26 protein-coding genes and 1 tRNA gene are annotated in these 24,427 nt (G+C 64.6%); 12 read left to right on the top strand and 15 right to left on the bottom strand.

What is annotated here, in order from left to right; all coding sequences use genetic code 11:
* Positions 1 to 173: 173 nt before the first annotated feature.
* Positions 174 to 806: a LabA-like NYN domain-containing protein gene (locus tag AC066Y_RS04090; RefSeq protein WP_016844002.1), complete on the top strand. Its 633-nt coding sequence runs from the start codon at positions 174 to 176 to the stop codon at positions 804 to 806.
* Positions 787 to 1,446 (top strand): uracil-DNA glycosylase, encoded by a 660-nt coding sequence (locus tag AC066Y_RS04085; RefSeq protein ID WP_478272769.1) that lies wholly within the window; start codon positions 787 to 789, stop codon positions 1,444 to 1,446. The genes AC066Y_RS04090 and AC066Y_RS04085 overlap by 20 nt, the downstream gene beginning before the upstream one ends.
* A 41-nt stretch (positions 1,447 to 1,487) precedes the next feature.
* On the opposite strand, the gene AC066Y_RS04080 is transcribed toward AC066Y_RS04085, so the two are convergent.
* The 5 genes from AC066Y_RS04080 to AC066Y_RS04060 form a co-directional block, all read right to left on the bottom strand.
* Complete coding sequence (locus AC066Y_RS04080) at positions 1,488 to 2,084, bottom strand: peroxiredoxin (RefSeq protein ID WP_478272768.1); 597 nt, start codon at positions 2,082 to 2,084, stop codon at positions 1,488 to 1,490.
* 49 nt (positions 2,085 to 2,133) lie between these two features.
* Positions 2,134 to 2,607 (bottom strand): SsrA-binding protein SmpB, encoded by a 474-nt coding sequence (gene smpB, locus AC066Y_RS04075; RefSeq protein WP_050400974.1) that lies wholly within the window; start codon positions 2,605 to 2,607, stop codon positions 2,134 to 2,136.
* A gap of 1 nt (position 2,608) precedes the next feature.
* Positions 2,609 to 3,025 carry a large conductance mechanosensitive channel protein MscL gene (mscL, locus tag AC066Y_RS04070; RefSeq protein WP_212318795.1) on the bottom strand — a complete coding sequence of 139 codons (417 nt, stop codon included), beginning with the start codon at positions 3,023 to 3,025 and terminating at the stop codon, positions 2,609 to 2,611.
* A 59-nt stretch (positions 3,026 to 3,084) separates the two neighbouring features.
* Positions 3,085 to 3,975 carry a 4-hydroxy-tetrahydrodipicolinate synthase gene (gene dapA / locus AC066Y_RS04065; protein WP_097673426.1) on the bottom strand — a complete coding sequence of 297 codons (891 nt, stop codon included), beginning with the start codon at positions 3,973 to 3,975 and terminating at the stop codon, positions 3,085 to 3,087.
* Positions 3,976 to 4,220: 245 nt separating this feature from the next.
* Positions 4,221 to 4,754 carry a hypothetical protein gene (locus AC066Y_RS04060; RefSeq protein WP_478272767.1) on the bottom strand — a complete coding sequence of 178 codons (534 nt, stop codon included), beginning with the start codon at positions 4,752 to 4,754 and terminating at the stop codon, positions 4,221 to 4,223.
* 4 nt (positions 4,755 to 4,758) lie between these two features.
* Here AC066Y_RS04060 and AC066Y_RS04055 point away from each other — a divergent pair, with 4 nt between their 5' ends.
* From AC066Y_RS04055 to AC066Y_RS04040, 4 genes are all read left to right on the top strand, one after another.
* Positions 4,759 to 6,768 (top strand): lytic transglycosylase domain-containing protein, encoded by a 2,010-nt coding sequence (locus tag AC066Y_RS04055; protein WP_478272766.1) that lies wholly within the window; start codon positions 4,759 to 4,761, stop codon positions 6,766 to 6,768.
* A gap of 251 nt (positions 6,769 to 7,019) precedes the next feature.
* Positions 7,020 to 7,113 (top strand) — tRNA-Ser (locus tag AC066Y_RS04050).
* Between the two features lie 1,092 nt (positions 7,114 to 8,205).
* Complete coding sequence (locus AC066Y_RS04045; RefSeq protein WP_478272765.1) at positions 8,206 to 8,778, top strand: hypothetical protein; 573 nt, start codon at positions 8,206 to 8,208, stop codon at positions 8,776 to 8,778.
* 133 nt (positions 8,779 to 8,911) lie between these two features.
* Complete coding sequence (locus tag AC066Y_RS04040; RefSeq protein ID WP_478272764.1) at positions 8,912 to 9,193, top strand: hypothetical protein; 282 nt, start codon at positions 8,912 to 8,914, stop codon at positions 9,191 to 9,193.
* 664 nt (positions 9,194 to 9,857) lie between these two features.
* Here the strand turns inward: AC066Y_RS04040 and AC066Y_RS04035 are convergent.
* Positions 9,858 to 10,790 (bottom strand): DMT family transporter, encoded by a 933-nt coding sequence (locus AC066Y_RS04035; RefSeq protein ID WP_478272763.1) that lies wholly within the window; start codon positions 10,788 to 10,790, stop codon positions 9,858 to 9,860.
* 96 nt (positions 10,791 to 10,886) lie between these two features.
* Between AC066Y_RS04035 and AC066Y_RS04030 the strand changes: the two genes are divergently transcribed.
* On the top strand, positions 10,887 to 11,675 hold the full coding sequence (locus tag AC066Y_RS04030) for an AraC family transcriptional regulator (protein WP_478272762.1): 789 nt from the start codon (positions 10,887 to 10,889) through the stop codon (positions 11,673 to 11,675).
* A 21-nt stretch (positions 11,676 to 11,696) separates the two neighbouring features.
* Here AC066Y_RS04030 and gcvA read toward each other — a convergent pair whose 3' ends face one another.
* On the bottom strand, positions 11,697 to 12,599 hold the full coding sequence (gene gcvA, locus AC066Y_RS04025; RefSeq protein WP_478272761.1) for a transcriptional regulator GcvA: 903 nt from the start codon (positions 12,597 to 12,599) through the stop codon (positions 11,697 to 11,699).
* Between the two features lie 197 nt (positions 12,600 to 12,796).
* Between gcvA and AC066Y_RS04020 the strand changes: the two genes are divergently transcribed.
* The 4 genes from AC066Y_RS04020 (at position 12,797) to AC066Y_RS04005 (ending at position 16,183) form a co-directional block, all read left to right on the top strand.
* Positions 12,797 to 13,294 (top strand): PaaI family thioesterase, encoded by a 498-nt coding sequence (locus AC066Y_RS04020; protein WP_478272760.1) that lies wholly within the window; start codon positions 12,797 to 12,799, stop codon positions 13,292 to 13,294.
* Positions 13,291 to 14,553 (top strand): MFS transporter, encoded by a 1,263-nt coding sequence (locus AC066Y_RS04015; protein ID WP_478272759.1) that lies wholly within the window; start codon positions 13,291 to 13,293, stop codon positions 14,551 to 14,553. The genes AC066Y_RS04020 and AC066Y_RS04015 overlap by 4 nt, the downstream gene beginning before the upstream one ends.
* Before the next feature lie 68 nt (positions 14,554 to 14,621).
* Positions 14,622 to 15,344: an AraC family transcriptional regulator gene (locus tag AC066Y_RS04010; protein WP_478272758.1), complete on the top strand. Its 723-nt coding sequence runs from the start codon at positions 14,622 to 14,624 to the stop codon at positions 15,342 to 15,344.
* Between the two features lie 74 nt (positions 15,345 to 15,418).
* Complete coding sequence (locus AC066Y_RS04005) at positions 15,419 to 16,183, top strand: sulfite exporter TauE/SafE family protein (protein WP_478272757.1); 765 nt, start codon at positions 15,419 to 15,421, stop codon at positions 16,181 to 16,183.
* Between the two features lie 96 nt (positions 16,184 to 16,279).
* On the opposite strand, the gene AC066Y_RS04000 is transcribed toward AC066Y_RS04005, so the two are convergent.
* The 7 genes from AC066Y_RS04000 to gatC form a co-directional block, all read right to left on the bottom strand.
* Entirely contained in the window at positions 16,280 to 16,546 is a 267-nt protein-coding gene (locus AC066Y_RS04000) for a hypothetical protein (RefSeq protein WP_478272987.1), read from the bottom strand.
* A gap of 1,526 nt (positions 16,547 to 18,072) precedes the next feature.
* A complete protein-coding gene (gatB, locus tag AC066Y_RS03995; RefSeq protein ID WP_478272756.1) occupies positions 18,073 to 19,560 on the bottom strand; it encodes an Asp-tRNA(Asn)/Glu-tRNA(Gln) amidotransferase subunit GatB in 1,488 nt (495 codons plus the stop codon).
* Between the two features lie 119 nt (positions 19,561 to 19,679).
* Positions 19,680 to 21,041, bottom strand: a complete 1,362-nt coding sequence (locus tag AC066Y_RS03990; RefSeq protein WP_342729192.1) for a patatin-like phospholipase family protein — start codon at positions 21,039 to 21,041, stop codon at positions 19,680 to 19,682.
* Positions 21,042 to 21,201: 160 nt separating this feature from the next.
* Positions 21,202 to 21,486 (bottom strand): hypothetical protein, encoded by a 285-nt coding sequence (locus AC066Y_RS03985; protein WP_478272755.1) that lies wholly within the window; start codon positions 21,484 to 21,486, stop codon positions 21,202 to 21,204.
* 3 nt (positions 21,487 to 21,489) lie between these two features.
* A complete protein-coding gene (gene gatA, locus AC066Y_RS03980) occupies positions 21,490 to 22,965 on the bottom strand; it encodes an Asp-tRNA(Asn)/Glu-tRNA(Gln) amidotransferase subunit GatA (protein ID WP_478272754.1) in 1,476 nt (491 codons plus the stop codon).
* Positions 22,962 to 23,204 carry a hypothetical protein gene (locus AC066Y_RS03975; RefSeq protein WP_207829945.1) on the bottom strand — a complete coding sequence of 81 codons (243 nt, stop codon included), beginning with the start codon at positions 23,202 to 23,204 and terminating at the stop codon, positions 22,962 to 22,964. The genes gatA and AC066Y_RS03975 overlap by 4 nt, the downstream gene beginning before the upstream one ends.
* 23 nt (positions 23,205 to 23,227) lie before the next feature.
* Entirely contained in the window at positions 23,228 to 23,515 is a 288-nt protein-coding gene (gene gatC, locus AC066Y_RS03970) for an Asp-tRNA(Asn)/Glu-tRNA(Gln) amidotransferase subunit GatC (RefSeq protein ID WP_207829947.1), read from the bottom strand.
* Between the two features lie 367 nt (positions 23,516 to 23,882).
* On the opposite strand from gatC, the gene AC066Y_RS03965 reads away from it, so the two are divergent.
* Positions 23,883 to 24,053, top strand: a complete 171-nt coding sequence (locus AC066Y_RS03965; protein ID WP_478272753.1) for a hypothetical protein — start codon at positions 23,883 to 23,885, stop codon at positions 24,051 to 24,053.
* Positions 24,054 to 24,082: 29 nt separating this feature from the next.
* On the opposite strand, the gene AC066Y_RS03960 is transcribed toward AC066Y_RS03965, so the two are convergent.
* Positions 24,083 to 24,397, bottom strand: a complete 315-nt coding sequence (locus AC066Y_RS03960) for an NIPSNAP family protein (RefSeq protein WP_097673410.1) — start codon at positions 24,395 to 24,397, stop codon at positions 24,083 to 24,085.
* Positions 24,398 to 24,427: the final 30 nt, after the last annotated feature.

Here is a 24,427-nt window from a genome sequence, read left to right as displayed (position 1 = left end):
AATCTCTTCATTGCAATGTCAAAGGTCTAGGCTTTTTGCCCTCGCCTCACCATAATTGCGGTGGTGACTGTCGTGGGGAAAGATTCACCGAACTTTAGGCAGCAACGCCGGAAATTACGCGCGGTTGATCACCGCCGCGCTAAGAACACTAACAACCACGCGAGAACACTTTGATGTCGTCACCTGTTTCCAACAAGATCGCGCTCTTCATCGATGGAGCCAATCTTTACGCAACCGCAAAGACGCTCGGCTTCGACATCGACTACAAGCGCCTTCTCAAGGAATTCCAGAGTCGCGGCACCCTGCTCCGTGCGTTCTACTACACGGCGATCATCGAGGATCAGGAGTATTCGTCGATCCGTCCGCTGATCGATTGGCTCGACTACAACGGCTACACCGTGGTCACCAAGGCGACCAAGGAATTCATCGACGCCAGCGGCCGCCGCAAGGTGAAGGGCAATATGGACATCGAGCTTGCCGTCGATGCCATGGAACTGGCCGAGCACATCGACCAGATGATCCTGTTTTCCGGCGACGGCGACTTCCGCTCGCTGGTCGAGGCCGTGCAGCGCCGCGGCGTCCGGGTCACCGTCATCTCCACGATTGCGAGCCAGCCGCCGATGATCGCCGACGAGCTGCGCCGCCAGGCCGACGTCTTCACCGACCTCGTCGAGCTGCAATCCAAGCTTGGTCGCGATCCGTCCGAACGTCCGGCCCCGCGCGAACCGCGTCACCACTCCCCGCAATTCCTGCAGCGCGCGACCACGATGGCCCCCCGGGGAGCCGATGACGATTTCGACGAGTAATCTCGTCGCCGCACCCACGCGCCCCGACAGCAACTGTCAGCTCTGTGTCAGGCTGGCCGACTTTCGCGCGCAGGCCCGCACACTCCACCCGGACTGGTTCAACTCGCCGGTGGAATCATTCGGCGATCCGAATGCGCGGCTCCTGATCGTCGGGCTCGCGCCGGGCATGCAGGGCGCCAACCGCACCGGCCGTCCCTTCACCGGCGATTACGCCGGCGATCTGCTCTACGCGACCTTGCTCGAATATGGCTTTGCCAGCGGCGTCTATCAGGCCCGGCCGGACGACGGCTTGAAGCTGGTGGACTGCCGGATCAGCAACGCGGTGCGCTGCGTGCCGCCGCAAAACAAGCCGCTGCCAGCCGAGATCAACACCTGCCGGCAATTCCTCCGCGCCACCATCGCCACGATGCCGAAGCTGCGCGCGATCGTGCTGCTCGGGCGAATCGCACACGAATCTACGTTGAAGGCGCTGGATGTTCGTCTGGCTGCGGCGCCCTTTGTGCACGGCGCCGTGCATAGCGCAGGCACTTTCAAGCTCTACGACAGCTATCACTGCTCGCGCTACAACACGAACACCGGCGTGCTGACGACCGACATGTTCCGCAAGGTCTTCGCGGCCGTGCGCAGGGAGCTCGGCTAGAGCCCTTCTCCCGGTATCCACTTCGCGAACCGGTATCCACTTTATTTGGAAGCGCTCTCATCTTTCCGCGAATTGGCCTGCAGCCATTCCAGCACGTCGCCGGCATTCCGGTCAGGCGGGAACACCGGATAGAACACGTGCGTGATGCGCGCATCGTCGATGATGAGCGCAAGCCGCTTGATCAGCGTCAGGCCCGCCACCGACATCGTCGGCAATCTCAGCGCGCGGGTCAGTTCCAGCGCTTCGTCTGACAGTACCGGGAACGGCAGATGCAGGCGCGACGCCATCTCGGTCTGGTAGGCATTGCTCTGCGTCGACAGCCCGAACACCCTGATGGCACCGGCCGCCTTCAGGTCGGCGAACAGGTCGCGGAAGGCGCAGGTCTGCGGCGTACAGCCGCGGGCCCCCGGGATCATGTCCCAATCGTCGACCAGCCCGATCTTGCCGGGCTCGCCGGTTCGCGGATAGGCGAACACCACGGTGCGGCTCTCGAGCGCCGAGAGCGCCACCGAGGTGTCGTCGGTGGCGCGCAGCCGGACCGGCGGGATCGTCATGCCGATCAAATGCGCCGCGCCGCCATCGTCCGCGGGTGCCGGGATCTTGCTCCAGTCGACGTCGGTGAGGCTGCTCTGGTTCATCGGACCAATCTCCATCCGTCGTCGTCGCAGTGACGGCACTCGGAACGCCCTAGCCCCGCGCCCGCATCAGGCGGCCCTTTTCGCGGCCCCAGTCGCGCTTCTTCTCGGACTCGCGCTTGTCGTGCAGCTTCTTGCCCTTGGCGACCGCAAGCAGCAGTTTGGCACGGCCGCGCTCGTTGAAGTACAGCTTCAGCGGAATGAGCGTCATGCCCTCGCGGTCGACGGCGCCAAGCAGCTTGTTGATCTGCTTGCGATGCAGCAAGAGTTTTCGCGGTCGCTTCGGCTCGTGGTTGAAGCGGTTGGCCTGCAGATATTCGGGGATATTGGCGTTGATCAGCCAAATCTCGCCGTTCTTGGAATCCGCATAGGATTCCGCGATCGTGCTCTTGCCGCTGCGGATCGACTTCACCTCGGTGCCGGTCAGCGAAATGCCGGCCTCGACCGTATCCTCGATGGCGTAGTTGAAGCGGGCCTTTCGGTTTTCAGCGACAACCTTGATCGGACGTTCGTTCTTGTCGGCCACGTTAGCCCTTCTTGAGGAGGTCGCGGATTTCCGTCAGCAGCACGACCTCGTCGGACGGCTTCGGCGGCTCGGCGGACTTGGCCTCGTCCTTGCGCTTGAACTGGTTCATGGCGCGAATGACCATGAACAGCACGAAGGCGATGATCAGGAAGTTCAGCGTCAGCGTCAGGAAGTTGCCCCAGGCCAGCACCGCGCCCTGCTTCTTGGCGTCGGCCAGGTTGGTTGCGGTGACAGCCTTGGAAAGCCCGGTGAAATAGTTGGAGAAATCGAGTCCGCCCGTGATCGCGCCGATGATCGGCATGATGATGTCGCCGACCAACGAAGTGACGATCGCGCCGAAGGCTGCGCCAATGATGACGCCGACGGCGAGGTCGACGACATTGCCCTTCATGGCGAATTCGCGGAATTCCTTCAGCATTCCCATCCCCTTCTGTTCGACATTGCGCACGGCATTGTTCACGGCGGTACCGGCCTGGCTCAGTTGATCAGGCCGGCATGCACCATGGCGCTGCGGACGGCCTGGCGGGTCGATTCAGAGACCGGCACCATCGGCAGGCGCAGCTTCTCGTCCAGCTTGCCGAGCAGCGACATCGCATACTTCACCGGCGCCGGATTGCTCTCGATGAACAGGTTGGTGTGCAGCGGCATCAGCTTGTCGTGGATTTTTAGCGCCGTCGTGACATCGCCCTTCTGCCAGGCGGTCTGGAACTCCGAGCACAACCGCGGCGCGACGTTCGAGGTCACCGAGATGCAGCCGTGGCCGCCATGTGCCATGTAGCCGATGATGGTCGCGTCCTCGCCCGACAGTTGATTGAAGTCCTCGCCCATCGCGGCGCGCTGCTGCGACACCCGCACCATGCTCGCGGTCGCGTCCTTGACGCCGGCGATGTTCTTCAGTTCGAACAGCCGCGTCATGGTGTCCACCGACATGTCGATCACCGAGCGCGGCGGGATGTTGTAGATGATGATCGGAATGCCGATCGCATCGTTGATCGCCTTGAAGTGCTGGTACATGCCTTCCTGGGTCGGCTTGTTGTAGTACGGCGTCACCACCAGCACCGCATTGGCGCCGGCCTTCTCCGCGTGCTCGGCGAGTTCGATCGCCTCTTTGGTCGAATTCGAGCCGGCACCGGCGATCACGGGCACCCGGCCCTTGGCCTCCTCGATGCACCACTCGACCACGCGCTTGTGCTCGTCATGGCTCAGCGTCGGGCTCTCGCCTGTGGTGCCGACCGGCACCAGGCCGTGCGTGCCCTCGGCGATCTGCCAGTTGACGAGGCCGCGGAACGCCGCCTCATCCACCGCGCCGTTTTTGAAGGGCGTCACCAAGGCAGTGAATGATCCCCGGAATTTTGTCTTGGCTGCCATGGACTTCCTCCAAACGCTTCAGGCTAAAGGCTAGGTCGACGGACCCTTGTTATTGTCGTGCTTCACGTCCGTGCAACCGGCACCCGGTTGATGCGAAACGCCATGAAAGGCAATTCATATCGGGTCTGACCGGCAGGCGAAAGGGCCGCACCGAACCTATTCCCAGGCGGCTCCAGCCGCGATTTTGCCGTTGTGCTGGCGCAAACAGCCGCACCGGCAGGCTTCTTAGTATTTTGTCTACGTTTTCAATCAAATAAGAACCCATGGCCCAACCGACCAGATGATTCGGGGCCGCAGAGGACTTCTGTGATCCGTTCCGCCCGCGCAGGCACTTTGCGATCGACGGCGCTGGCGACGAGCCTGGCGCTCGTCGTTGGCCTTGTCGCCATCACGGCCGATGCATGGGCCGCCGAGGATGTTCCAGCCGCGAAGCCGGCTGCCCAGGATGCGACTTCCAAGACAGCTGCCCCGAAGAATGCGGCTTCCAAGGGCGCTTCCAAGACCGACGCTTCCAAGGCCGGCACCTCGAAGGCACACGCTTCAAAGCCAGCCGCCGCCAAGAACGGCGAAAACAAGGCCAGCGCTGCCAAGACGGAGGCCGCCAAGACGACCTCTTCGAAGTCCGGCGCGGCGAAGACAGACGGCGCCAAGGCCGCGCCTTCCAAGACCGACGCCTCGAAGGCTGCCGCGTCAAAGAGCAGCACGTCCAAAACCACTTCTGCAAAGACCACCGCGTCGAAGCCCGCTGCTCCGGCTGCAACAGGAAGTCTGCCGAACAAGCCGATGCCCGTCCGCGCCGCCGCCCCCGCGCTGGTTCCGGCGACCCGCCAGCATGCCGCGCCGATCGCGCGCAAGCCGGTGCTGCCTGCGGCCGTGGCCGCGACATCGTCGACGTCGCAGTCCGACAAGGAAGCGCTTGCGAGCGTCGTCGAGCTGCTGCGCAAGCGCAGGCCGGCGGACGCCACCGAGGCCGAGGCCTCGATTTCCGATCCGGTGGCGCGCAAGCTTGCCGAATGGCTGATCCTGCGCAGCGAGGACAATGGCGCCTCGGTCGAGCGCTACCGCGCCTTCCTTGACGCCAATCCGAGCTGGCCCTCGCAGACCTTCCTGCGCCGCCGCATCGAGGCCTCGCTATGGGACGACCATCGCGACGATTCCGCGGTGTGGGCCTGGTTCCAGAATGAATCGCCGGTCTCGGCCAAGGGCCGGCTCGCGCTCGCCAAGGTGATGATCGGACGCGGCGACCGCGGCAATGCCGAGCGGCTGGTGCGCGAGGCCTGGCGCAACGATCCGATGAGCGAGGACACCGAAACCACCGCGCTCGATCTGTTCGGCTCGTTCCTGACCGCCGGCGACCACAAGGCGCGCATGGACACCATGCTCTACGGCACCGACAACGAGGCCGCCGGCATCCGCGCGGCCAGGCGTCTCGGTTCCGGTTATCTGGCGCTCGCCAAGGCGCGCATCGCGGCCAACCGCAAGGGCTCGAACCTGCGCGCGCTGCTCGAAGAGGTGCCGCGCGAACTCTCCGGCGACACCGGTTATTTGTTTGCCAAGATCCAGCTGCTCCGCCGCGAGGAGAAGTTCACTGAAGCCGCGCAGCTGATGCTGAGCGCGCCGAAGGACGCCGCGCGGCTCTTCAATGTCGACGAATGGTGGGTCGAGCGCCGCCTGCTGGCGCGCAAGATGATCGACGTCAACGAGTTTCGCTCCGCCTATCTGATCGCGCGCGACGCGGCGCTGCCCGCCCGCGACATCTACAAGACCGAGCAGGAATTCACCTCGGGCTGGATCGCGCTGCGCTTTCTCAACGACCCCGCCCTCGCCGCCCAGCATTTCGCGCGGATCGGCGTCGGCAGCGCCAACCCGACCGCGCTGGCGCGGGCCGGCTATTGGCAGGGCCGCGCCGCTGAAGCCGCCGGCCGCGGCCAGGAGGCGCGCGCCGCCTACGCACGCGCAGCCGAGCAGTCGACCAGCTATTACGGCCAGCTCGCGCGCGCCAAGCTCGGCCTGCCGCAGATCGAATTGAACAGCGCGCCGCGCGGCCGCGGCGCCGACCGGCTGGAAATCGTGCGCGCGGTCGGGCTGCTCTACGAAATCGACGCGCGCGAGCTCGCGATCCCGATCTTCGGCGATATGGGCGACAATGGCGATCCGGAAGCGCTGGCCGGCCTCGGCGAGCTCACCGCGCGCCACGGCGATGCCCGCGGCATGCTGCTGATGGGCAAGGCCGCGCTCAATCGCGGCCTGCCGTTCGACCACTACGCCTACCCGGTGAACGGCATTCCGTCGTTCCGCCAAGTCGGGCCGGAGGTCGAGCAGAGCGTCGTCTACGCGATTGCGCGCCAGGAGAGCGCGTTCAATCCGGCCGTGGTGTCGCCGGCCCAGGCCTACGGCCTGATGCAGGTGACGCCGGACGCCGGACGCTATGTCTGCAAGCGCGCCGGCATCGGCTTCGACCTCAACCGGATGAAGACCGACCCGGTCTACAACGCGATGCTCGGCGCCGCCGAGCTCGGCGGCCTGCTCGAGGACTATCGCGGCTCCTACATCCTGACCTTCGCCGCCTACAATGCCGGCCGCGGCAGCGTGAAGAAGTGGATCGAGCGCTATGGCGACCCGCGCGATCCCAAGGTCGACGCGGTCGACTGGGTCGAGCTGATTCCGTTCTCGGAGACGCGGAACTACGTCCAGCGGATCATGGAGAACCTGCAGGTCTACCGTGCCCGCTTCGGCGGCGGCACCAGATTGCAGATCGACGCCGACCTGCGCCGCGGCGCCAGCCTGGAATGACCAGGCGCCGGCCGGTTTTCAACAGCCTAGCGAAGGGCCACGGTTAGCTCTGCGCCGACATCGGTCTAACTTATTGTTATAGCTTGCGTTTCCTGCACTCACCCGAACCATCGCACCGGAATCGGCGCGGACTATAAAGGCTCAGCGCCCGCTCCCGGGCCGCCTGCGGCGGAGCTGCCACCAAATCACCTTGCCACAAACTGAATCTGCCGCTTGCGGCTTAGCGCCCTCTCGGGCATATCGGCGCCATTGGAGACGTGGCCGAGTGGCTGAAGGCGGCGGTTTGCTAAACCGTTATAGGCTTGTAAAGGCCTATCGAGGGTTCGAATCCCTCCGTCTCCGCCAGCCAGCCTTTCGGATATTGACCAGGACGGCCCGTGCAGTGTCTGCCGATCGGCTGCCGCTGATATTCGACCTAGCTTCGTTCCATGGTTCGCTAGCCGCCAGAGCCTCCCTGGCTCGAACCGGTAGTCACCTCCGCGTGAATGAAACACCATTTCCGGTGCGTTGAAGCGAGCGCGAAACAAACAGCGCGCAGCATCCCATGAGTTTTTCATCACCTGAATATTTCCGGAGTAAAGCCATGCAGCAGGACAGTGGCATTCAATTCCAGGATATCGACCAGGTTTTGCGTAACGCCCAGCTTCGCCGATCCGCCGATCTAGGTCCCTTGTTACGGCAGCGCTTCTCATCCGAGGCAGGCAAGCTTGTCATCGCAACTTCGCTGGCTTGCATAGTAGTCGTGCTGGCGATCGCTGCCGCCCCGCGGCCCGTCTCGAGCGCTGCGCTTGGGAGCGATTGGCAATGCAGCAAGGCAGCGTTTGTCTTGACGACCTGTCGCCAAACCGATCCCGCGCGCTCATAGCAAGCGGCCTCGTCGTTCAGGGAACGTTGCCCTGAGCCCGGCGTTGCGTAGGCGGCGACGGCACGTTCGCGAGGGCAACCGGTCCCCTCGTCGACCGAACGATGTCGACGCAATGCCGCAACTGGCGAAACCATCTATCCGGCGACACCGTAGCTGGACAGCCGGCCGCATTCTTCCATTTTGGTCCTGTGGGCCGGCTGAGGCCGTTCGGTCGATCCCAGTCACGAACGGCCTCACTTTTGAGCCCATCAATGAAATGCGTCAGCGGCTACGCGATCGATAAACGAGCCTTGAGGATTGAGGTGATCGTGGCGGCTGGCGGAGCCACGGAGCCGGATGAGGGTTAGAGCCGAGGTAGAAGTCGCAGCTTCCCCTCGGCTTGATTATTTGGCATCAAACAATCATGAAGCCCGCACGAAGTATCCGCCGGCTGGTCGAGATCGGGCTGAAGGCGAAGAAATAAGATGGATGGCCCGAGTCGCGGTCTCAGGTTAGCGCTCTGCTTCGCACTGGCGATTGTCCTGCCTGCTGCTCAGACGCCGCCAACAGTGCATTCGCGGGACGCGCGTCGTGTGGTTGACAAGGAATGTCGCGATGTCTTGCCCGCGCAGGCAAAGATACAGGCATGCCTCAACCTGCTGAGCGATCGGCGGCTGTCGACTGCCTATATTGCGCCGATCAACAGCGAAATATCGAGCACCTTCCAAAGCCTGCGGGACTACGACAACGCCATCAAATACAAGAAGATCGAAATTGAACGCGCACAGAGCGCGGCGAAGCAGCCTGCTTCTTCGGCCGACGCACTTCCTGCAAGTTTCGGCGCGATGTCTCAACGTTACACGGAGCTCGGAACACTCCAGGCGCTCAATCGCCTGGCCAACATCGACAGTCGATCGGATGAAGCGCGCCGAGGCGCCACTGAGGAGCAAGGCAACTACACCCTGGCGCTTCAGTACAACCCGATGAACTACAGGGCATATCGATACCGGGCTGAAATTCACAGCCTGTTCTGCGACAGCGCGTCTGCCTCTCAGGACATGGAGGCAGCGGTCAGGTTTGCGGACGAATCCGGAGATCAGAACGCCGCTCGAGACTACAAGCGCGTCACGCTCAGCGCTTGCATTCCGGCTTGGCGCCGAGAATAGCAGGACCCATCAGACTTACGCCCCGACCGTATTCTTACGGACCCGCTCCTGGCAGGCGACTTGCGATGTATCCGTGAATAGTTCGGCGCCAGCTGTTCGCGGCGTACCGAACTCGGACATTCGGAGCACGCACATGAACATGCATCATCGTTTTGAGACAGCTCGCGCAAGCACGGGACGAGAGTCGACGGTTGCGAAGATGCTGTCCGATCTTGTCCTGGCCTGCCAGCAGATCGAAGCCGACATCGCGACCGAAGAAGCGCGCGCGGGAATCTATGACCGATCGGACGCAAGGTATCCGACCCTGGCAAGGTCGCTCAATGAGCGGTACGACAATCTCAAGGGAACCATCGCCATGCTCGAAAAGCGTGTCACTGAGCGATCTCAGCACAAGTTGGTTACCGACGGGGCATAGCGCGATCCTTCGACCAACCTTCTGTTCGATGAAAAGGCATCTCTCCGTCCCTGCCAAGCAAAGGGGCCCGCGAGAAGCACGCCCCTGCCTCCTGACTACGCCCCGAAGCACTGCCGCCTGCCGTCCGTTCGGCAGGCAGCGTGATCAACGTGATGGAGCTGCGGCGCTGACCGGCGTCAGCCGCTACCACGCGTGGATGGATCGAGATTTCGGTTCTCGCTTGGCGGGATCGGCCCGAAGCCGGGATATCTGTACCCGCCAGGCACGACCACCTCTTCGCTCGGACGGATGATGAGGTGCTGTCGCACGCGACGGTGATGCGCTGTTGCCGCGTCGGCAACCGCACTCCACAGGAACACAAGAGGCAACGTCAAGACCAAGGCAACACGCATCGCGATCACTCCGTTTCACCGAACAAGTGACCGCCGACCGCGGCGTTCTATTCTGCCCCGGCCTTTCACATGTGATCAAAACCGCGAGATCGCCGATCTAGAGCCTGCGCGTTATCACGCAGTGTGAGCCCGCCCGCCGGACGGCGTACGCTCAAGCTGGGCGACGACAATGTCCCCGCCAACGTAGTTCGCGATGAGAACCCTGTCGTAGAAGGCCGAATAGAACACGGCCGTTGGACTCCAGACAGGCAGTTAGCCCGGCGGGAAACAGATCAGACATCGCTTTGACGATAGGTCACATGCTCAGGCTGCGCTCGCAGCAGCGGCCGCGGAAGGGCCTGCGCGCAGGCGACGCCGAGCAGCGCGAGGCCGCCGCCGATGACGTGAAACGTCCTGACCGGCTCGCCCAGCATCGCGATTGCGGCCGCGGCCGTCAGCACCGGCAACAGGTTCATGAAGATCGCGCAGCGGTTCGGGCCAAGCTGCGCGACCCCGCGGATCCAGAGGAACGGCAACACCACCGAGGCCAGCCCGCCGGCATAGACGATCAACGGCCAGGTCTCCGCGTTGACCTGCCGCAACGGCGCCGGCGTCGCGAGGAACGCGGGAAACATCACGGCCAGCGCGCACAGCGCCTGCATGTAGGTCGATTGCCATCCGGTGATCGGCAGATTCCAGCGCTTCAGGAGCACGCCGTACAGCGCATAGACGATCGCGGCGAGCAGCATCAGTGCGTCGCCCGCATGCACGCCGTTCTGCAACAGCGACGACAGTTCGCCGCCGCTGACGAGATAGACGAGGCCGGCAAACGACAGCGGCGCGCCGCAGACCATGCCAAGCGTCGGCCGCTCGCCGAGCAGCGCGGCGCTGAGCGCGACCGTGAGTAGCGGCGTCAGCGCGGTGAACACGGCCATGTTGGTCGCCGTCGTGGTCTCGGCGGCGAGATATGACAGGCTCTGGAACAGGCACATCGCAAGGAAGCCGAGGATCGCGAGCGGCCCGAGATGCGGCCAGATCGCGCGGCGATTGCGCCAGGCGGCGCGTGCCACGAACGGAGACATCAGGAGCACCGCAACCAACAGGCGATAGAAGGTGATCGCCTGCGGACCGATCGTGTGGGCCGAGAGACGCGAGACAATGACGTTGCCGGCCCACAGCACGATGGCAACGAAGGGATAGAGAAGTGCAGCATTCTTCCTGAGCATGACCTGGCAGCGCATCGGTGAAGGACACACCAGCAACTACCTGTCGCGCCGAAGTCCGTCTCACGCTAGAATGACCTCGCCTAGCGAGATTGGGACATGCGAGATGAAGACGTGTTGGACGAGCTGATCACACGGCACCTCGATTATCACGCCACGGCGCGGCCGATGGCGGCGATGGAGATCGACTATCCGAGCGGCACATCGACCGGCCTGCATGCGCATCCGCGCGGCCAGCTGCTCTATGCGATCGCAGGCGTGATGATCGTGCGCTGCGCCGAGGGCACCTGGGTGGTGCCGCCCAATCGCGCGGTGTGGCTGGTGGCCGGTCTCGCGCACGAGGTCCGGATGTGCGGCGCGGTCAAGATCCGCACCGTGTTCGTGGACAGCAACGCGGCCCCCAATCTGCCGCAGACCAGCTGCGTGTTCACGGTCTCGCCACTGCTGCGCGAATTGTTCGTCGCCGCGATGGGGGTGCCGCTGGACTATGCGCCTGCGACGTCCGACGAGCGCCTGATGCGCGTGCTGCTCGACCAGCTGCGCGAAATCGATGTGCTGCCGCTGCATCTGCCGATGCCGCGCGACGAAAGGCTCGCGCGGATCTGCGCGGCGCTGGTGGCCCGCCCGGACGACGCCTCCACGGCGGAGCAATGGGCGCGCCGGCTGAAGCTGACCTCGAAGACGATCCATCGTCTGTTCTCGCGCGAAACCGGTATGTCGTTCGGCGAGTGGCGTCAGCAGGCCCGCCTGCTGTTCGCGCTGGAACGCCTCGCGCGCGGCGCGCGGGTGGTCGATGTCGCGCTCGATGCCGGCTATGCCAGCCAGAGCGCCTTCACCGCGATGTTCCGCAAGCATTTTGGCGTGCCGCCGAACGCGTTCTATCGGTAGGGTGCCGCGGCGGCGAGATAGCTAGTGGTCCCCAAGTGCCGACTGGGCCACCGGCCCCAATATCCATTCCCTGAACGCCGCGATCTTCGGGAGCCCCTGCCGGTTGTCGGGGCAGACGAGATAGTAGGCGAACTCCTCCAGATGCGCGGTCTCGAGCAGCTGGATCAGCTCGCCGCTCTCGATCTCGTTTGCGACCATCGCCGCCGGCAGCAGGCCTGCGCCCTGCCCGGTCAGCACGGCTTTCAGGAGGAGACCGCTGTCGTCGAACGAAGGGCCGCGCGGCGTGCGCACCTCCGCGATGCCGTTGGTCTGAAACCACAGGCTCCACCCTTTGCGATCGGCATCATGCACCTGCGGCCAGCCCGCAAGATCGGTTGGAGATGCCGGCCGCCCGAGACGCGCAACCAGCGATGGAGACGCAACCGCCACCATCTCGACCGTGACGACGCGATCGCTGCGCAGCCCCGGATAGCGGCCGAGGCCGTGGCGCACCGCGACGTCGATGCCGCTGCGCGAGAAATCGACCAGCGTGTTGCTGGTGACGATCTGGAGATCGATCTCGGGATGCGCGCCCTGAAACGACGCCATGCGCGGCACCAGCCAGGCCGATGCAAAGAACGGCGTGACGCTCACCGTCAGCGTACCGACATCGACTGACGCAGCGACGCGGCGCGAGGCCTCCGCGATCTGGCGAAACGCATTGCGGATCGACGGCAGATAGTCGCGCCCGGCGTCGGTGAGATAGATGCCGCGCGGCACCCGCTCGAACAGCTTGACGCCGAGATGGGCTTCCAGCGTCTTGAGCATCTGGCTGACCGCGCCCGGAGTCACGCACAGCTCCTCGGCCGCGAGCTTCACCGAGAGATGGCGGGCGGCGGACTCGAACGCCTTGAGCGCGTTCAGGGGTGGAAGCCGGCTCTCCATAATTTAGATTTTCTAATCTCAATCGCGCAGCAAATCTGGTTTGCCAACGGGGGCCTTCCGAGCGCTCAATTAGCCTATCGTAACGCTGAGAGCCGCGTCAACGCAGAGAAATCCGGGCCAACAAAGTTAGTTTTTCTAATCTTTTGGTACGGCTCGCGACAGCGGCTCCCGGTTCCCTGATGGAGCCAGGACAGGACATGACCGAGGTCCCAAACAAACTCGCCCTGCACGGGATCGGTGCAGGCAGCGATACCATCCAACGCATCGACGCGTCGCAACCCGGCAGCCTGCCCGGCCTGCTGGACCTTCAATGGCTCGAAGCCGAACGCGGCCTCATCCGCGGCCGCTTCGAGATTGCCGCGAAGCACTTCTCGCCGCACGGGCTCTTGCACGGCGCAAGCATCGTCGCGCTGGCGGATACCGCGTGCGGCTTCGGCTGCCTCGCCTCCCTGCCGGACGGCGCGATCGGCTTCGCGACCGGCGAGTTGAAGACGAACTTCATCGGCGCCGCGCGCGAAGGCGGCGTCAGCTGCGAGGCGCGCCTCGTTCATGCCGGGCGCACGACCCAGGTGTGGGATGCCGAGATCCGGAGCGAAGCGACCGACAAGGCCATCGCGCTGTTTCGCTGCACGCAGATGCTGCTCTATCCGACGGCCAACGCCGGCGGCCGCGCACCACGGGGAGAACGATCATGAGGAACGCCGTCATGCACGCCGGTTATCAGAGAGCAAAGCCGTTCCATGGCTGGTATGTCATCGCAGCAGCTTTCGTCGTGACGTTCGTCGGCTTCGGCAGCGCCTACACGTTCTCGTCCTTTGTCGAGTCGTTGCAGCGGGAGTTCGGCGCCTCGCGCGGCTCGGTCTCGCTGGTGTTCTCGTTCGCGGGCTTCCTGTATTTCGGCCTCGGCATCGTCTCCGGCCCGCTTGCCGACCGCTGGGGGGCACGCAGGCTCGCTGGCCTTGGAATGGCGTTGGTCGGTCTCGGCATGGTGCTGGCGGGACAGGCGCAGACCATCCTCCAGGTCTATGCCGCCTACAGCATCGGCATCGGTGCCGGCGTCGGCTGCGCCTACGTTCCGACCTTGGGCGCCGTGCAGCGCTGGTTCATCCGCCGGCGCGGCTTTGCGTCAGGCCTCGCCGTCAGCGGGATCGGGGTCGGGACACTGGTGATGCCGCCGCTGGCAACATGGCTGATCACGGGCCTCGGCTGGCGCGATGCTTACGTCGTGTTGGGCGTTGTCGCTGCCGTCGCCGGGATCGGAGCATCGCTCCTGATCACCGACGATCCGCGCCGCCATGGTACCGGACCGGATGGCGATCCGCTCGAAGCGGCTTCAGGCGCGCCGCTCAGCCAGGGCGTCTCGATCCCCGGCGCGGTCAAGACCGCCCGCTTCGCCGGGCTCTATGCGGCCTGCCTGATCAGCGCGTTCGGGGTATTCGTGCCCTTCGTGCACCTAGTGCCCTTTGCCGTCGACCATCAGGTAGCGCCGACGCTCGCCGTGCTGCTGCTCGGGATGATCGGCGTCGGCAGCACCGCCGGCCGGTTCTTCCTCGGCGGCATCGCCGACCGGGTCGGCCGCGATGCATTCCTGATCGCGATGTATCTCGGCATGGCCGTCTCGCTGGCGATCTGGGCGATCGCCGGCAGCTTCTGGTCGCTCACGGTCTTCGCGCTGCTGTTCGGCGTGTTCTATGGCGGCTGGGTGGCGATCCTGCCTGCTGTCGTCACCGACCATTTCGGCGGCCGCAATGTCGGCGGCATCATCGGCATCCTCTACACTAGCGTCGCTGTTGGCACGCTGCTGGGCCCGAGCGCTGCCGGCTTCGCGTTCGACGTCAGCCACAGCTACTTCATCCCGGTGGCAATCAGCGCGGCCGCGAACCTCGTCGCAGCCCTCATCGCCGTCGCGACGATGCGAACGGCCTCGCCGATGGCTTCAGTCGCGCAGCGGTGACGTCCCATGACGGTCGGTGACCCCCATGCTACGTTCGGGGATCACCCACCCATCGGTTCGAGACCTCTGTGATCACCCGGTTCGCCATGACCAATGCCTGGAACTACCGGCGCGCCGCCAACGACGACATCGTCGAGCTGGCGTCGTGGCGCGGTGCCGGCTCGCTCAGCCTCAGACCGCACTTCCATGACGAGAGCCAGATCGTGCTGGTGCTGTCGGGATCACGCGCCTTTCGCATCGACGGCGCGACCGTCACGGTGCCTGCTGGCCATGCCGCGCTGATCCCGGCGGGAATGCTGCACGCTCCGATGGCAACACCGGGCGGGGAGACGGTTTGCCTGAATGCCTATGTTCCGGCCAGCCGCGCCTGCTCGTCGCTCCGGATCATCAATGTCGGGGACCGCTGGCGGAGCATCGACGAGATATCGCCCGCGCACATCGGCGAGATCGCCAACGACATCCTGTCGCGCGAGCCGTCCCGCCCGGCCGGGTGCATCGACAGGGCGAATCTCGGCTCGGCCTTGACGAAGAGCGTCGAGCCGATCGGCGCGATTGCCGCCAGCTTTGGGCGAAGCCGCGAAGGGTTCAGCCGCATGGTGAGGCGCGAGCTCGGCGTCGCGCCGCATACCTTCCGCCTGCTCGCCCGGCTCAATCTTGCCCGGAAGTTGCTGCGCGCCGGCGAGCCTATCGCAGCCGTTGCGGCGGATGCGGGCTTCTCCGACCAGAGCCACCTCACCCGCCTGTTCCGCCGCACCTTCGGCACGACACCGGGCGTCTACTGGCGCGATTGAAGCGGCGTCACAGACGTTCCAGACCGGACGGCGCTCTGCCCGCTAGCCTGCTCACCCTGCAAGAGGGGTGAAGGATGGATACCGGAACAAGTCTTCTGCTGCTCACGGCCGGTGGCGTGGGAGGCGTCATCAACGCATTGGCGGGCGGTGCGACGCTCATCACCTTTCCGGCGATGCTCGCCGCAGGCTTGCCCGCCGTCATCGCCAATGCGTCGAATGCGGTGGCGATCTCACCGGGGCATTTGATCGCAGCCCTCGCCGATCGCGGCAAGCTCCCGCCACCGACGCGGCGCGCGATCACCTTCGTCGCCGTCTCCACGGTCGCAGGCGCGGCCGGTGCCGGCGTCCTTTTGCTGCTTCCCGAGCGGCTGTTCGTCCTGCCGGTGCCGGCCCTGATCGCATTCGCCACGCTGCTGTTTGCCTTCGCGCCACAGATCCAGGGATGGACCGTCGGACACCAGAAGGCAGCGGCTCTGCCCTCGATCGGTGCGAGCAGTGCCGTGCTTGGGTTGGCGTGTGTTTATGGAGGGTTCTTCGGTGCCGGGCTCGGCGTCATCCTGACCGCGGTGCTGTCGATCACGGAACCCAACGACATCAGGGCGGTCAAGGCATTGAAGAATCTGCTGGCGACCTGCGTGTCGCTCGCCGCCACACTGATCTTCATCGTGCAGGGAGCGGTGCGGTGGCCGGAGACCTCTGTGATGCTGCTCGGCGCCATGATCGGCGGCTATACAGGAGGCCACCTGATCCGGATCCTGCCGGCTCGCATCGTCCGGCAGTTCGTCATCGCTGCCGGCGGATTGATGACCGTGATCTACGCGGCGCGCTACTGGTTCTAGATGGAGTGAGGGAGCCGAGGCTCCCAGCTTGAGCTGTGCGTTTTCGAGCGCCGTGGACTACCGGTTCGCGTGAAGAAAACGCGTCAAAACGAAAACTTAGTGCGTCGTCATCCAGGCGCGGGCTTCGCGCTGGGCGGCAGCGATCTCGACGTCGGACATCTGCTCGGCGACTTCGCGGCGGTGCGCGATCGCGTCGGTACGTCCCTTGAGCGCCGCCAGGTTGAACCATTTGTGCGCAGCGACGAGGTTGACCACGCCGGAGCGGCCGCTCGCCCAATACAGGCCGCGCTCGAACAGCACGTCCTGGATTGCAGTCGCAGCAACCGGGATGGCGCTTTCCTGATCGATGACCCCCTGAAACATTGTCGTCATTCCCCTTCTTGTTGTTGGCCGCCCTCCCCCGAGCGCGGCCCCCGTCCACTGTTAAGCTACCCTGTCATTCCCGGGCTGATCCTTGGGATCATGCCCCGCGCTGAACCTTTGGATCACCGCGTGCCGTCTGCCGGCTTGTTGGGATGATCATGGCCCATCAAATTTGAAGAGCGGTTTAAGTATCGCGATGAACGGGATGTAAATCGGGCCCGCCCGGCACGTTCCCCGAAATCGCAGAAGCGCCTGTGCCGCAGGCATTTCCGGGTATTCGTGAACGCCGGTTTACCCTGGTGTTTCGGACAACGATAACCATCGCGGGCAATGGCCGCGGGCGCCGGCCCGGTCCCGGCCGCCGGCGCATGTGATCAATCGATGAGTTGACGGCGGGCTGGCAGGTCCGGCGGACGGTTCACGGAGCCGGGGTACGGTTGCGCGCGCAAAAGAAAGCGAGGCCGCGAGGCCCGATGTCGATCCAGAAAATGGAATGTGGAAAGTGACTGCCGGGCGCGGACTGCGCGGGCCGCCGGAACGAGGGGGTCGGCGAACACGTCAGGACCAGATTTCAGCTCGGCATTGTCGCCGGTGAAATTGCGGAACCAAGCCGGCCCCGCACCGAACGAAGAAATCTCTGTTTCTTCTGCCGGACCGCTTTTGGGAAGGTTGCCCTCTCCGAAATTCGATCCAGCCGTTTGACCTGATGTCTCGCCGACACCCTCTTTCGTCAGCCAGAGCCTTGGGCGGGATGTGCCTCTCAGCAGTCCGTCCGCTGGCTCTCGCGACGTGCCGGCATCAAGCCGCCGGCAATCCTCTCAAGGCGAGAGGCTTACTTCTTCTTGGCGACCTTGCGGGTCTTCTTCGCAGTCTTCTTCACTGCGCTCTTCGCCTTCTTCGCCTTCTTCGCCTTCTTTGCCTTCTTAGCCATGTTGCCCTCCAGTATGTGAGATGGCTCTCGCTGCGTGCACTCGGGAATCGATATGCACTACTTCCCGAATACACCAACAGACCGAAAAAAACAGTGTCCCGCTTAAGGAAGTGTTGACGCAGCGGTGGCAGTGCGCACAGCGCGCGGCGCCGATCAAATCGGCATTGCGTTCACGCGACGATGCAAGAAATGCAGCAACGGCCGACATCGGCATTTGTCAACGTTGCAGGAAACGCCTGTATTGCAGGCATTTCTTGAATTCGCATTCGAACGATCGACGGGCGATCGTCATTGCGTTGAGTCGCAAGCCGTGACGAAAAGCGGCGCGTCACGAACGCCGAGTCGTAATTTTTGGCAACGAAAAAATTTTCGTGGGTAAGACCGCTTTTGCCTCGTTTGAGGTCACCGGGACCGGATTCGCGAACGAATCGCAGCTTCGCCGATTCGGCGCGGAAGGCGTCAGCGCGACCGTCGAGGGAGGGTGTGAGGCAAGATCACGCCGCGTTCACGTGCGCGCGACGACGCCGATGGCGACGGCGCGAGAGCATGATCGGACTGGATCATGCGCCAAGGACAACACCATTGTCCTGTTCGTTTAGACGCCGAGCTTGGACTTCAAGAGCTCGTTGACCGCCTTCGGGTTCGCCTTGCCGCCCGACGACTTCATCACCTGACCGACGAACCATTGAAGGGCTGCGGGCTTCGCCTTCGCCTGCTCGACCTTGTCGGGATTGGCCACGATGATGTCGTCGACCACCTTCTCGATCGCGCCGAGGTCGGTGACCTGCTTCATGCCGCGCACCTCGACGAGCGCGCGCGGATCGCCACCCTCCCGCCAGACGATCTCAAACAAGTCCTTGGCGATCTTGCCGGAAATCGCTCCCTCACCGATCAGATCGACGATCGCGGCGAGTTGCTCCGCCGACACCGGCGAGGCTACGATCGCGACGCCTTCCTTGTTGAGACGGCCGAACAGCTCGTTGATCACCCAGTTGGCGGCGAGCTTGCCGTCACGCGCCTTGTCGGCGAGACGCGCGAGCACCGTCTCGTAGAACTCCGCGCTCTCGCGCTCGGCGACCAGCACGCTCGCATCATAGGGCGACAGGCCGAAGCCCGTAATAAAACGGGACTTCTTCTCGTCCGGCAGTTCCGGCAGCTGCGCCTTGAGTTCGTCGACGAAGGCCTGGCTGAATTCGAGCGGCAGCAGATCGGGATCGGGGAAGTAACGGTAGTCGTGCGCCTCTTCCTTGGAGCGCATCGAGCGCGTCTCGCCCTTGTTCGGGTCGAACAGCCGGGTTTCCTGGTCGATCGAGCCGCCGTCCTCGATGATCTCGATCTGGCGCCGCGCCTCGTATTCGATCGCCTGCCCGATGAAGTTGATCGAGTTCATGTTCTTGATTTCGCAGCGGGTGCCGTACGCGGTCTCGCCGTAACGGCGCACCGAGACGTTGACGTCGGCGCGCAGGCTGCCCTTCTCCATGTCGCCGTCGCAGGTGCCGAGGTAGCGCAGGATCGAGCGCAGCTTGGTCACATAAGCCTTGGCCTGCTCGGCATCGCGGATGTCGGGCTTGGAGACGATCTCCATCAGCGCGACGCCGCAGCGGTTGAGGTCGACAAAGGACATCGTCGGCGACTGATCGTGCAGCAACTTGCCGGCGTCCTGTTCCAGATGCAGCCGCTCGATCCCGATCGTGACGCTGCGGCCGCCATCGAGCTCGAGCACCACCTCGCCCTCGCCGACGATCGGCGACTTGTACTGGCTGATCTGGTAGCCCTGCGGCGAGTCCGGATAGAAATAGTTCTTGCGGTCGAACACCGAGCGCAGGTTGACCTGCGCATTCAGCCCGAGACCGGTGCGCACCGCCTGGCGGACGCACTCCTCGTTGATCACAGGCAGCATGCCCGGCATCGCGGCATCGACCAGCGAGACATGGGAGTTGGGCTCGCCGCCGAACGCGGTCGACGCGCCCGAGAAGAGCTTCGCGTTCGAGGTGACCTGGGCATGGACCTCCATGCCGATCACGACCTCCCAATCGCCGGTGGCGCTCTTGATCAGTTTGTGAGGGGCAGCGGATGCGGTCATGGATCTCGGTTTCCGGATAAAGTGATATCTGGGATGGATTGGGCTTCGCGCAACCGATCGCGCCAGTCAAGCCGCCTTGCAATCCCCTTGCAGCCCGTACCGGCGCATTGGGGCAGAGATCAGAGCCCGCGCCGGAACTGCTGATAGGCCTTGCTTGAGCGCAGCGCGTCCGCGCCGCCCGTGATCAGCTGGTCGACCTGCTCGGCCGGCAGCGAAAGCCGCGTCGGGATGGCGTTCAGGATGCCGGCGCGCTCCGGTCCGAGCCGGTCGAAGCCGAGCCGCTCGACATAGATCGCGACGTCGCCGCACTTCCAGCCGGCGCCGACGCCGAGCCTGGTGCGATCCGCCGCCGACAGGCCGCAGCGCCAGTGCTTCAACTTGCCGGACCAGTCGCTGGCGAGCGCCGTGAAGGCGGCGTAGCTCGAGCGCACGCTGGCATCGATCGCGGTGTCGGCGGCCGCGGACACCAGCTCGACACCACTCGGCCCTTCGAGCGTCTGCACGAAGTCGCCGGAGATGCCGCGGCCGGCATCGACCACCAGGAACAGGATGCGCCTGAGCTTGGCCGCCTGCCGTTCGCTCAGCGGCTCATAAGGGCGTTGCGCGGCAAGCAGTCCGATGCTCAGCCCCGACAGGCCGTAGTTATCAACGAGGCCGCCATCGAGCAGCTTGACGTAGCGCATCGAGCCGTCGCGGTAGCGCGCCTGGGCTTCGGCATAGGAGCGCAGCAGCGGCTGCGCGTTCGGATCGTTGCGCACCCGATCGAGCCAGGACGGCAGCGGCGCGGCGCAGCCGCCCGGATAGGTTTGCAACACGATCGGGGCGAAGGCCAGCGGCACCGCGGCGGACGCCGCCACCGCTTCGGCGACACGATAGGAGCGGATGTCGCTGCACAGCGCATCGAACGACGTCTTGCCGAACACGAACGGCGTGCGGTTATAGATGTCTGACGCGTTGATCCACACCCGCGGCCGGCGGTCGTCCGGCAATGCCTCGAACCGCGCGCCGTCGAACAGGTTTTGATCGAGCCAATCGGTGAACTGGCTGTCGTTGACGCCGCCGCCCAGCGCGCGCCCGATATTGCCGAGCGAGATCCTGGTCTTCAGTCCCTCCTCGGCGTTGCGCAGCAGGAAACGCTCGCGGAAATCGTCGAGCGCCGCGCGCCGCTTCAATCCGAAATAGGCCGCGGTGACCGATCCGCCGGAGACGCCGGAGACAAAGTCGACGCGGTCGAGCAGCGTCTTGGTGCCGGCGGCACTGGAGCGCACCCGGTCGAGCTCTTCCAGCACGCCGAACGAAAACGCCGCGGCGCGCGTGCCGCCGCCGGAGAACGACAGCGCAAGCAGCAGGTCATCTTCGTAAGCCGGAATATCGCTGACACCGTTGGTGTCGGCAGCCGCGGCGCCGAGCGGCACATTGCCCGGGAGATTGTAGACGGTTGCGCAGCCGGCAAGGCCCACCGCCACCGCAGCCACCAGCAATGCTGACAGCCATCCCCCTATGCCCGACCCACGCACGAATACTCTCTTTGCCGCTGGCCCCCGCCCGGTTCCACCAGCCTATCACGGCCAATCTGGGCGGCGGCATGGCGGCCGAAACAGGGTTAATGCTCGCGGTGCCTTGGCACCGGTGCTCTCTCGATCACGAGGTCAGGAGCGCGGAAACAATCCGTTCCCACTCGGCCTCAACTGTGTCGTTCGCGACGGGTTGGCCGGCCCGGCGATACCAGTAGCCGGCGTTGCCGAGATCGCCCTCGACGCGATGCAGATAGGCATGCACCCAGGCCGAATTGGCGTCGCTCTCGTCCTGCACGATCTTGTGCGCCTGGTCCCAATCTCCCTTCTTCGCCCACCACAATGCAGCGAGCGGCGGCGACAGCGCCGCATCGGGCGTAGCGTCAGCGAGACTGGCGCGGAAATCCGCCATCGCTCACCACCATTTGGGCGCCGCGAACCGGCCCGCCGCCTGCTCGATCACCTCGCCGAGCGAGAACAGCGTCTCCTCGTCGAACGGACGGCCGATCAGTTGCAGGCCGAGCGGCAGGCCTTGCGTGTCCTTGCCCGCGGGCACGGCAATGCCCGGCAGGCCCGCCATGTTCACGGTCACCGTGAAGATGTCGTTGAGATACATCTCGACCGGATCGGCGCCGCCCTTCTCGCCGATACCGAACGCCGCCGACGGCGTCGCCGGCGTCAGGATCGCATGCACGCCCTTGGCGAAGCAGTCCTCGAAGTCCTTCTTGATCAGCGTCCGCACCTTCTGCGCACGCAGATAGTAGGCATCGTAATAACCCGCCGAGAGCACGTAGGTGCCGATCAAGACGCGGCGGCGCACCTCGTCGCCGAAGCCGTCGGCGCGGGAGTTCTCGTACATCTCGATGATGTTCTTGGCCGGCTCGCGCAGCCCGTAGCGCACGCCGTCATAGCGCGCGAGGTTCGACGAGGCCTCCGCCGGCGCCACGATGTAATAGGCCGGCAGCGCGTATTTGGTGTGCGGCAGCGACACCTCGACGAGCTCGGCGCCCGCGGCCTTCAGCCATTGCGCGCCCTCGCTCCAGAGTTTTTCGATCTCGGCCGGCATGCCGTCGAGGCGATACTCCCTGGGGATGCCGATCTTCATACCCTTCACGGACTTGCCGATCGCGGCCTCGTAATCCGGCACGGCGATGTCGACCGACGTGGTGTCCTTGGGATCGTGACCGGCCATCGAGCGCATCAGGATCGCAGCATCCCGCGTCGTGCGCGCGATCGGGCCGGCCTGGTCGAGCGAGGATGCGAACGCCACGATGCCCCAGCGCGAGCAGCGGCCGTAGGTCGGCTTGATGCCCACGGTCGCGGTGAACGCCGCGGGCTGGCGGATCGAGCCGCCGGTGTCGGTCGCGGTCGCGCCCATGCAGAGCAGTGCCGCCACGGCCGAAGCCGAGCCGCCGGACGAGCCGCCCGGCACCAGCGTGGTGTTGGAGCCTTCGCGCCGCCACGGGTTGGTGACCGGGCCGAAGCACGAGGTCTCGTTCGACGAGCCCATCGCGAACTCGTCATTGTTGAGCTTGCCGAGCAGCACCGCGCCGTCGCGCCAGAGCTGCGAGGTCACCGTCGACTCGTAGGGCGGAATGAAGTTGCCGAGGATCTTCGAGCATGCCGTGGTTCGGATGTCGCGGGTCGCGAACAGATCCTTGATGCCGAGCGGAATGCCGGCCAGCGGCCCGCCCTCGCCCTTTGCAATTTTCTCGTCGGCGGCCTTGGCCATGTCGCGGGCGCGGTCCGGCGTCTCGAGCACATAGGCATTGAGCACGCGCGCGCCTTCGATGGCGGCGAGATGCGCATCGGTCAGCTCAACGGCGGTGAAAGACTTGCTCGCCAGGCCCTCGCGGGCCTCGGCGATCGTCAGCGATGTCAAATCGGTCATTTATTGATCGGGCTGCAGAAGAACGGAGACAGGGTCTTGTCGTTGGCGGGATCGTCCTGCCGGGGGTTCATATTTCTCTGGGCATTTTCCCTGGCGCGGGCGGCATCGAGCGCCTCGAGATGGTCGAGCACCGCGTCCATCGCCGCATTGGGATCGGCGACCTTCCCCTTGCGCTCCATCGCATCGAGGAAGTCCATATAGGCCTTGTAGGCCTTCTCATCGTCGCAGAGCAGACACATCGCCATCGTCCCAGAACAGAGAACTACTCGACCACCTTCGGCACCAGGAAGAAGTGGTTGGTCGTATCGGGCGCATTGCGGACGATGTCGTCGGCGATCTCGCCGTCATTGACCACGTCGGCGCGCTTCTTCATCTCCATCGGCGTCACCGAGGTCATCGGCTCGACGCCGTCGACATTCACCTCCGACAGCTGCTCGACAAAGGCCAGCATCGCGTTCAGCTCGCCCTGGAGATGGGGAACTTCGGCGTCGCTGACCGCAATCCGCGCCAGATGCGCGATGCGGCGGACGGTCGTGGCGTCGACGGACATTATATAGGGCCTCGGGGCTGAAAGGTCAGCCCGCCGTATAGCAGAGGCCGGTTTTGCGCCGCAACCGCGCGAATCCCTCAGCCCCGGGGCTTCGGCCCCCTGCCGGGCACCCGGGCGAGACATTCCGGCGCGCATTCGGGCAGCAAAAGCCTGCAACGAAACCACTTTGCGGCTGCCACGAAGTGGTGCCGAAACATTCGGGGCGCCTACTCCCTCCAAATAGAAAAGTTCGGAGTGCGTCATGCAAACGCTGGAAAACCGCCCCCGCCCGGAGGGCTGGGATCCTGCCCTGTGGTCGATCGGCACGGTGCTGGGGATCGCGATCCTTTACGTCGCCTGTCTGGTCTGAGCGAGGCGAGCGATGGCCATGTCCCAGGCAAAAGCCCTGCAGGAAAAGGCCGAGATGTTCGAGCGCCGCGCCGAGAGCGCCGCGGATCCGATCTCCCGGCAGCATTACAAGGAAATGGCCGCGCATTATCGCAGGCTCGCGACCGAGCATCTGGGGATCAGCCGGAGCGAGCCCGCGCGTCAGGCCTGAGACGGAGCGATCCGGCCTGCCACGGTCGGCTAGGCCGGCTTCGGCAGCAAGGGCCGAAAAAACGACCGTTCGTAGCGGACGAAGCAGCGCGTCTCCCTCGCGAAGGCGATCGCCTTCTGAACGTCCGGATCGAGCGCTGAGTCCTTGCGATACTGTTCGTAGGCCGCAAGGCTCGGAAAGCTGAAAATCGCCAACGCGACGTCGCTTGCCCCCTCGGACGGCAAGAAATAGCCGTGATGAGTGCCGCCAAACCGCGGCACCAACTCCAGCCACATCGCACCATAAGCCTCGAATTCGGCGAGCTTGTCCGCGCGGACTTCGTATCGCAGATAACAGGTGATCATGCCGTGGTGCTCCTGCGCCAATTGAACTGC

Source organism: Bradyrhizobium sp. USDA3010 (assembly GCF_056429065.1).
The sequence above is the reverse complement of the archived record's forward strand: the minus strand, read 5'-3'. Positions and strand labels throughout refer to the sequence as shown.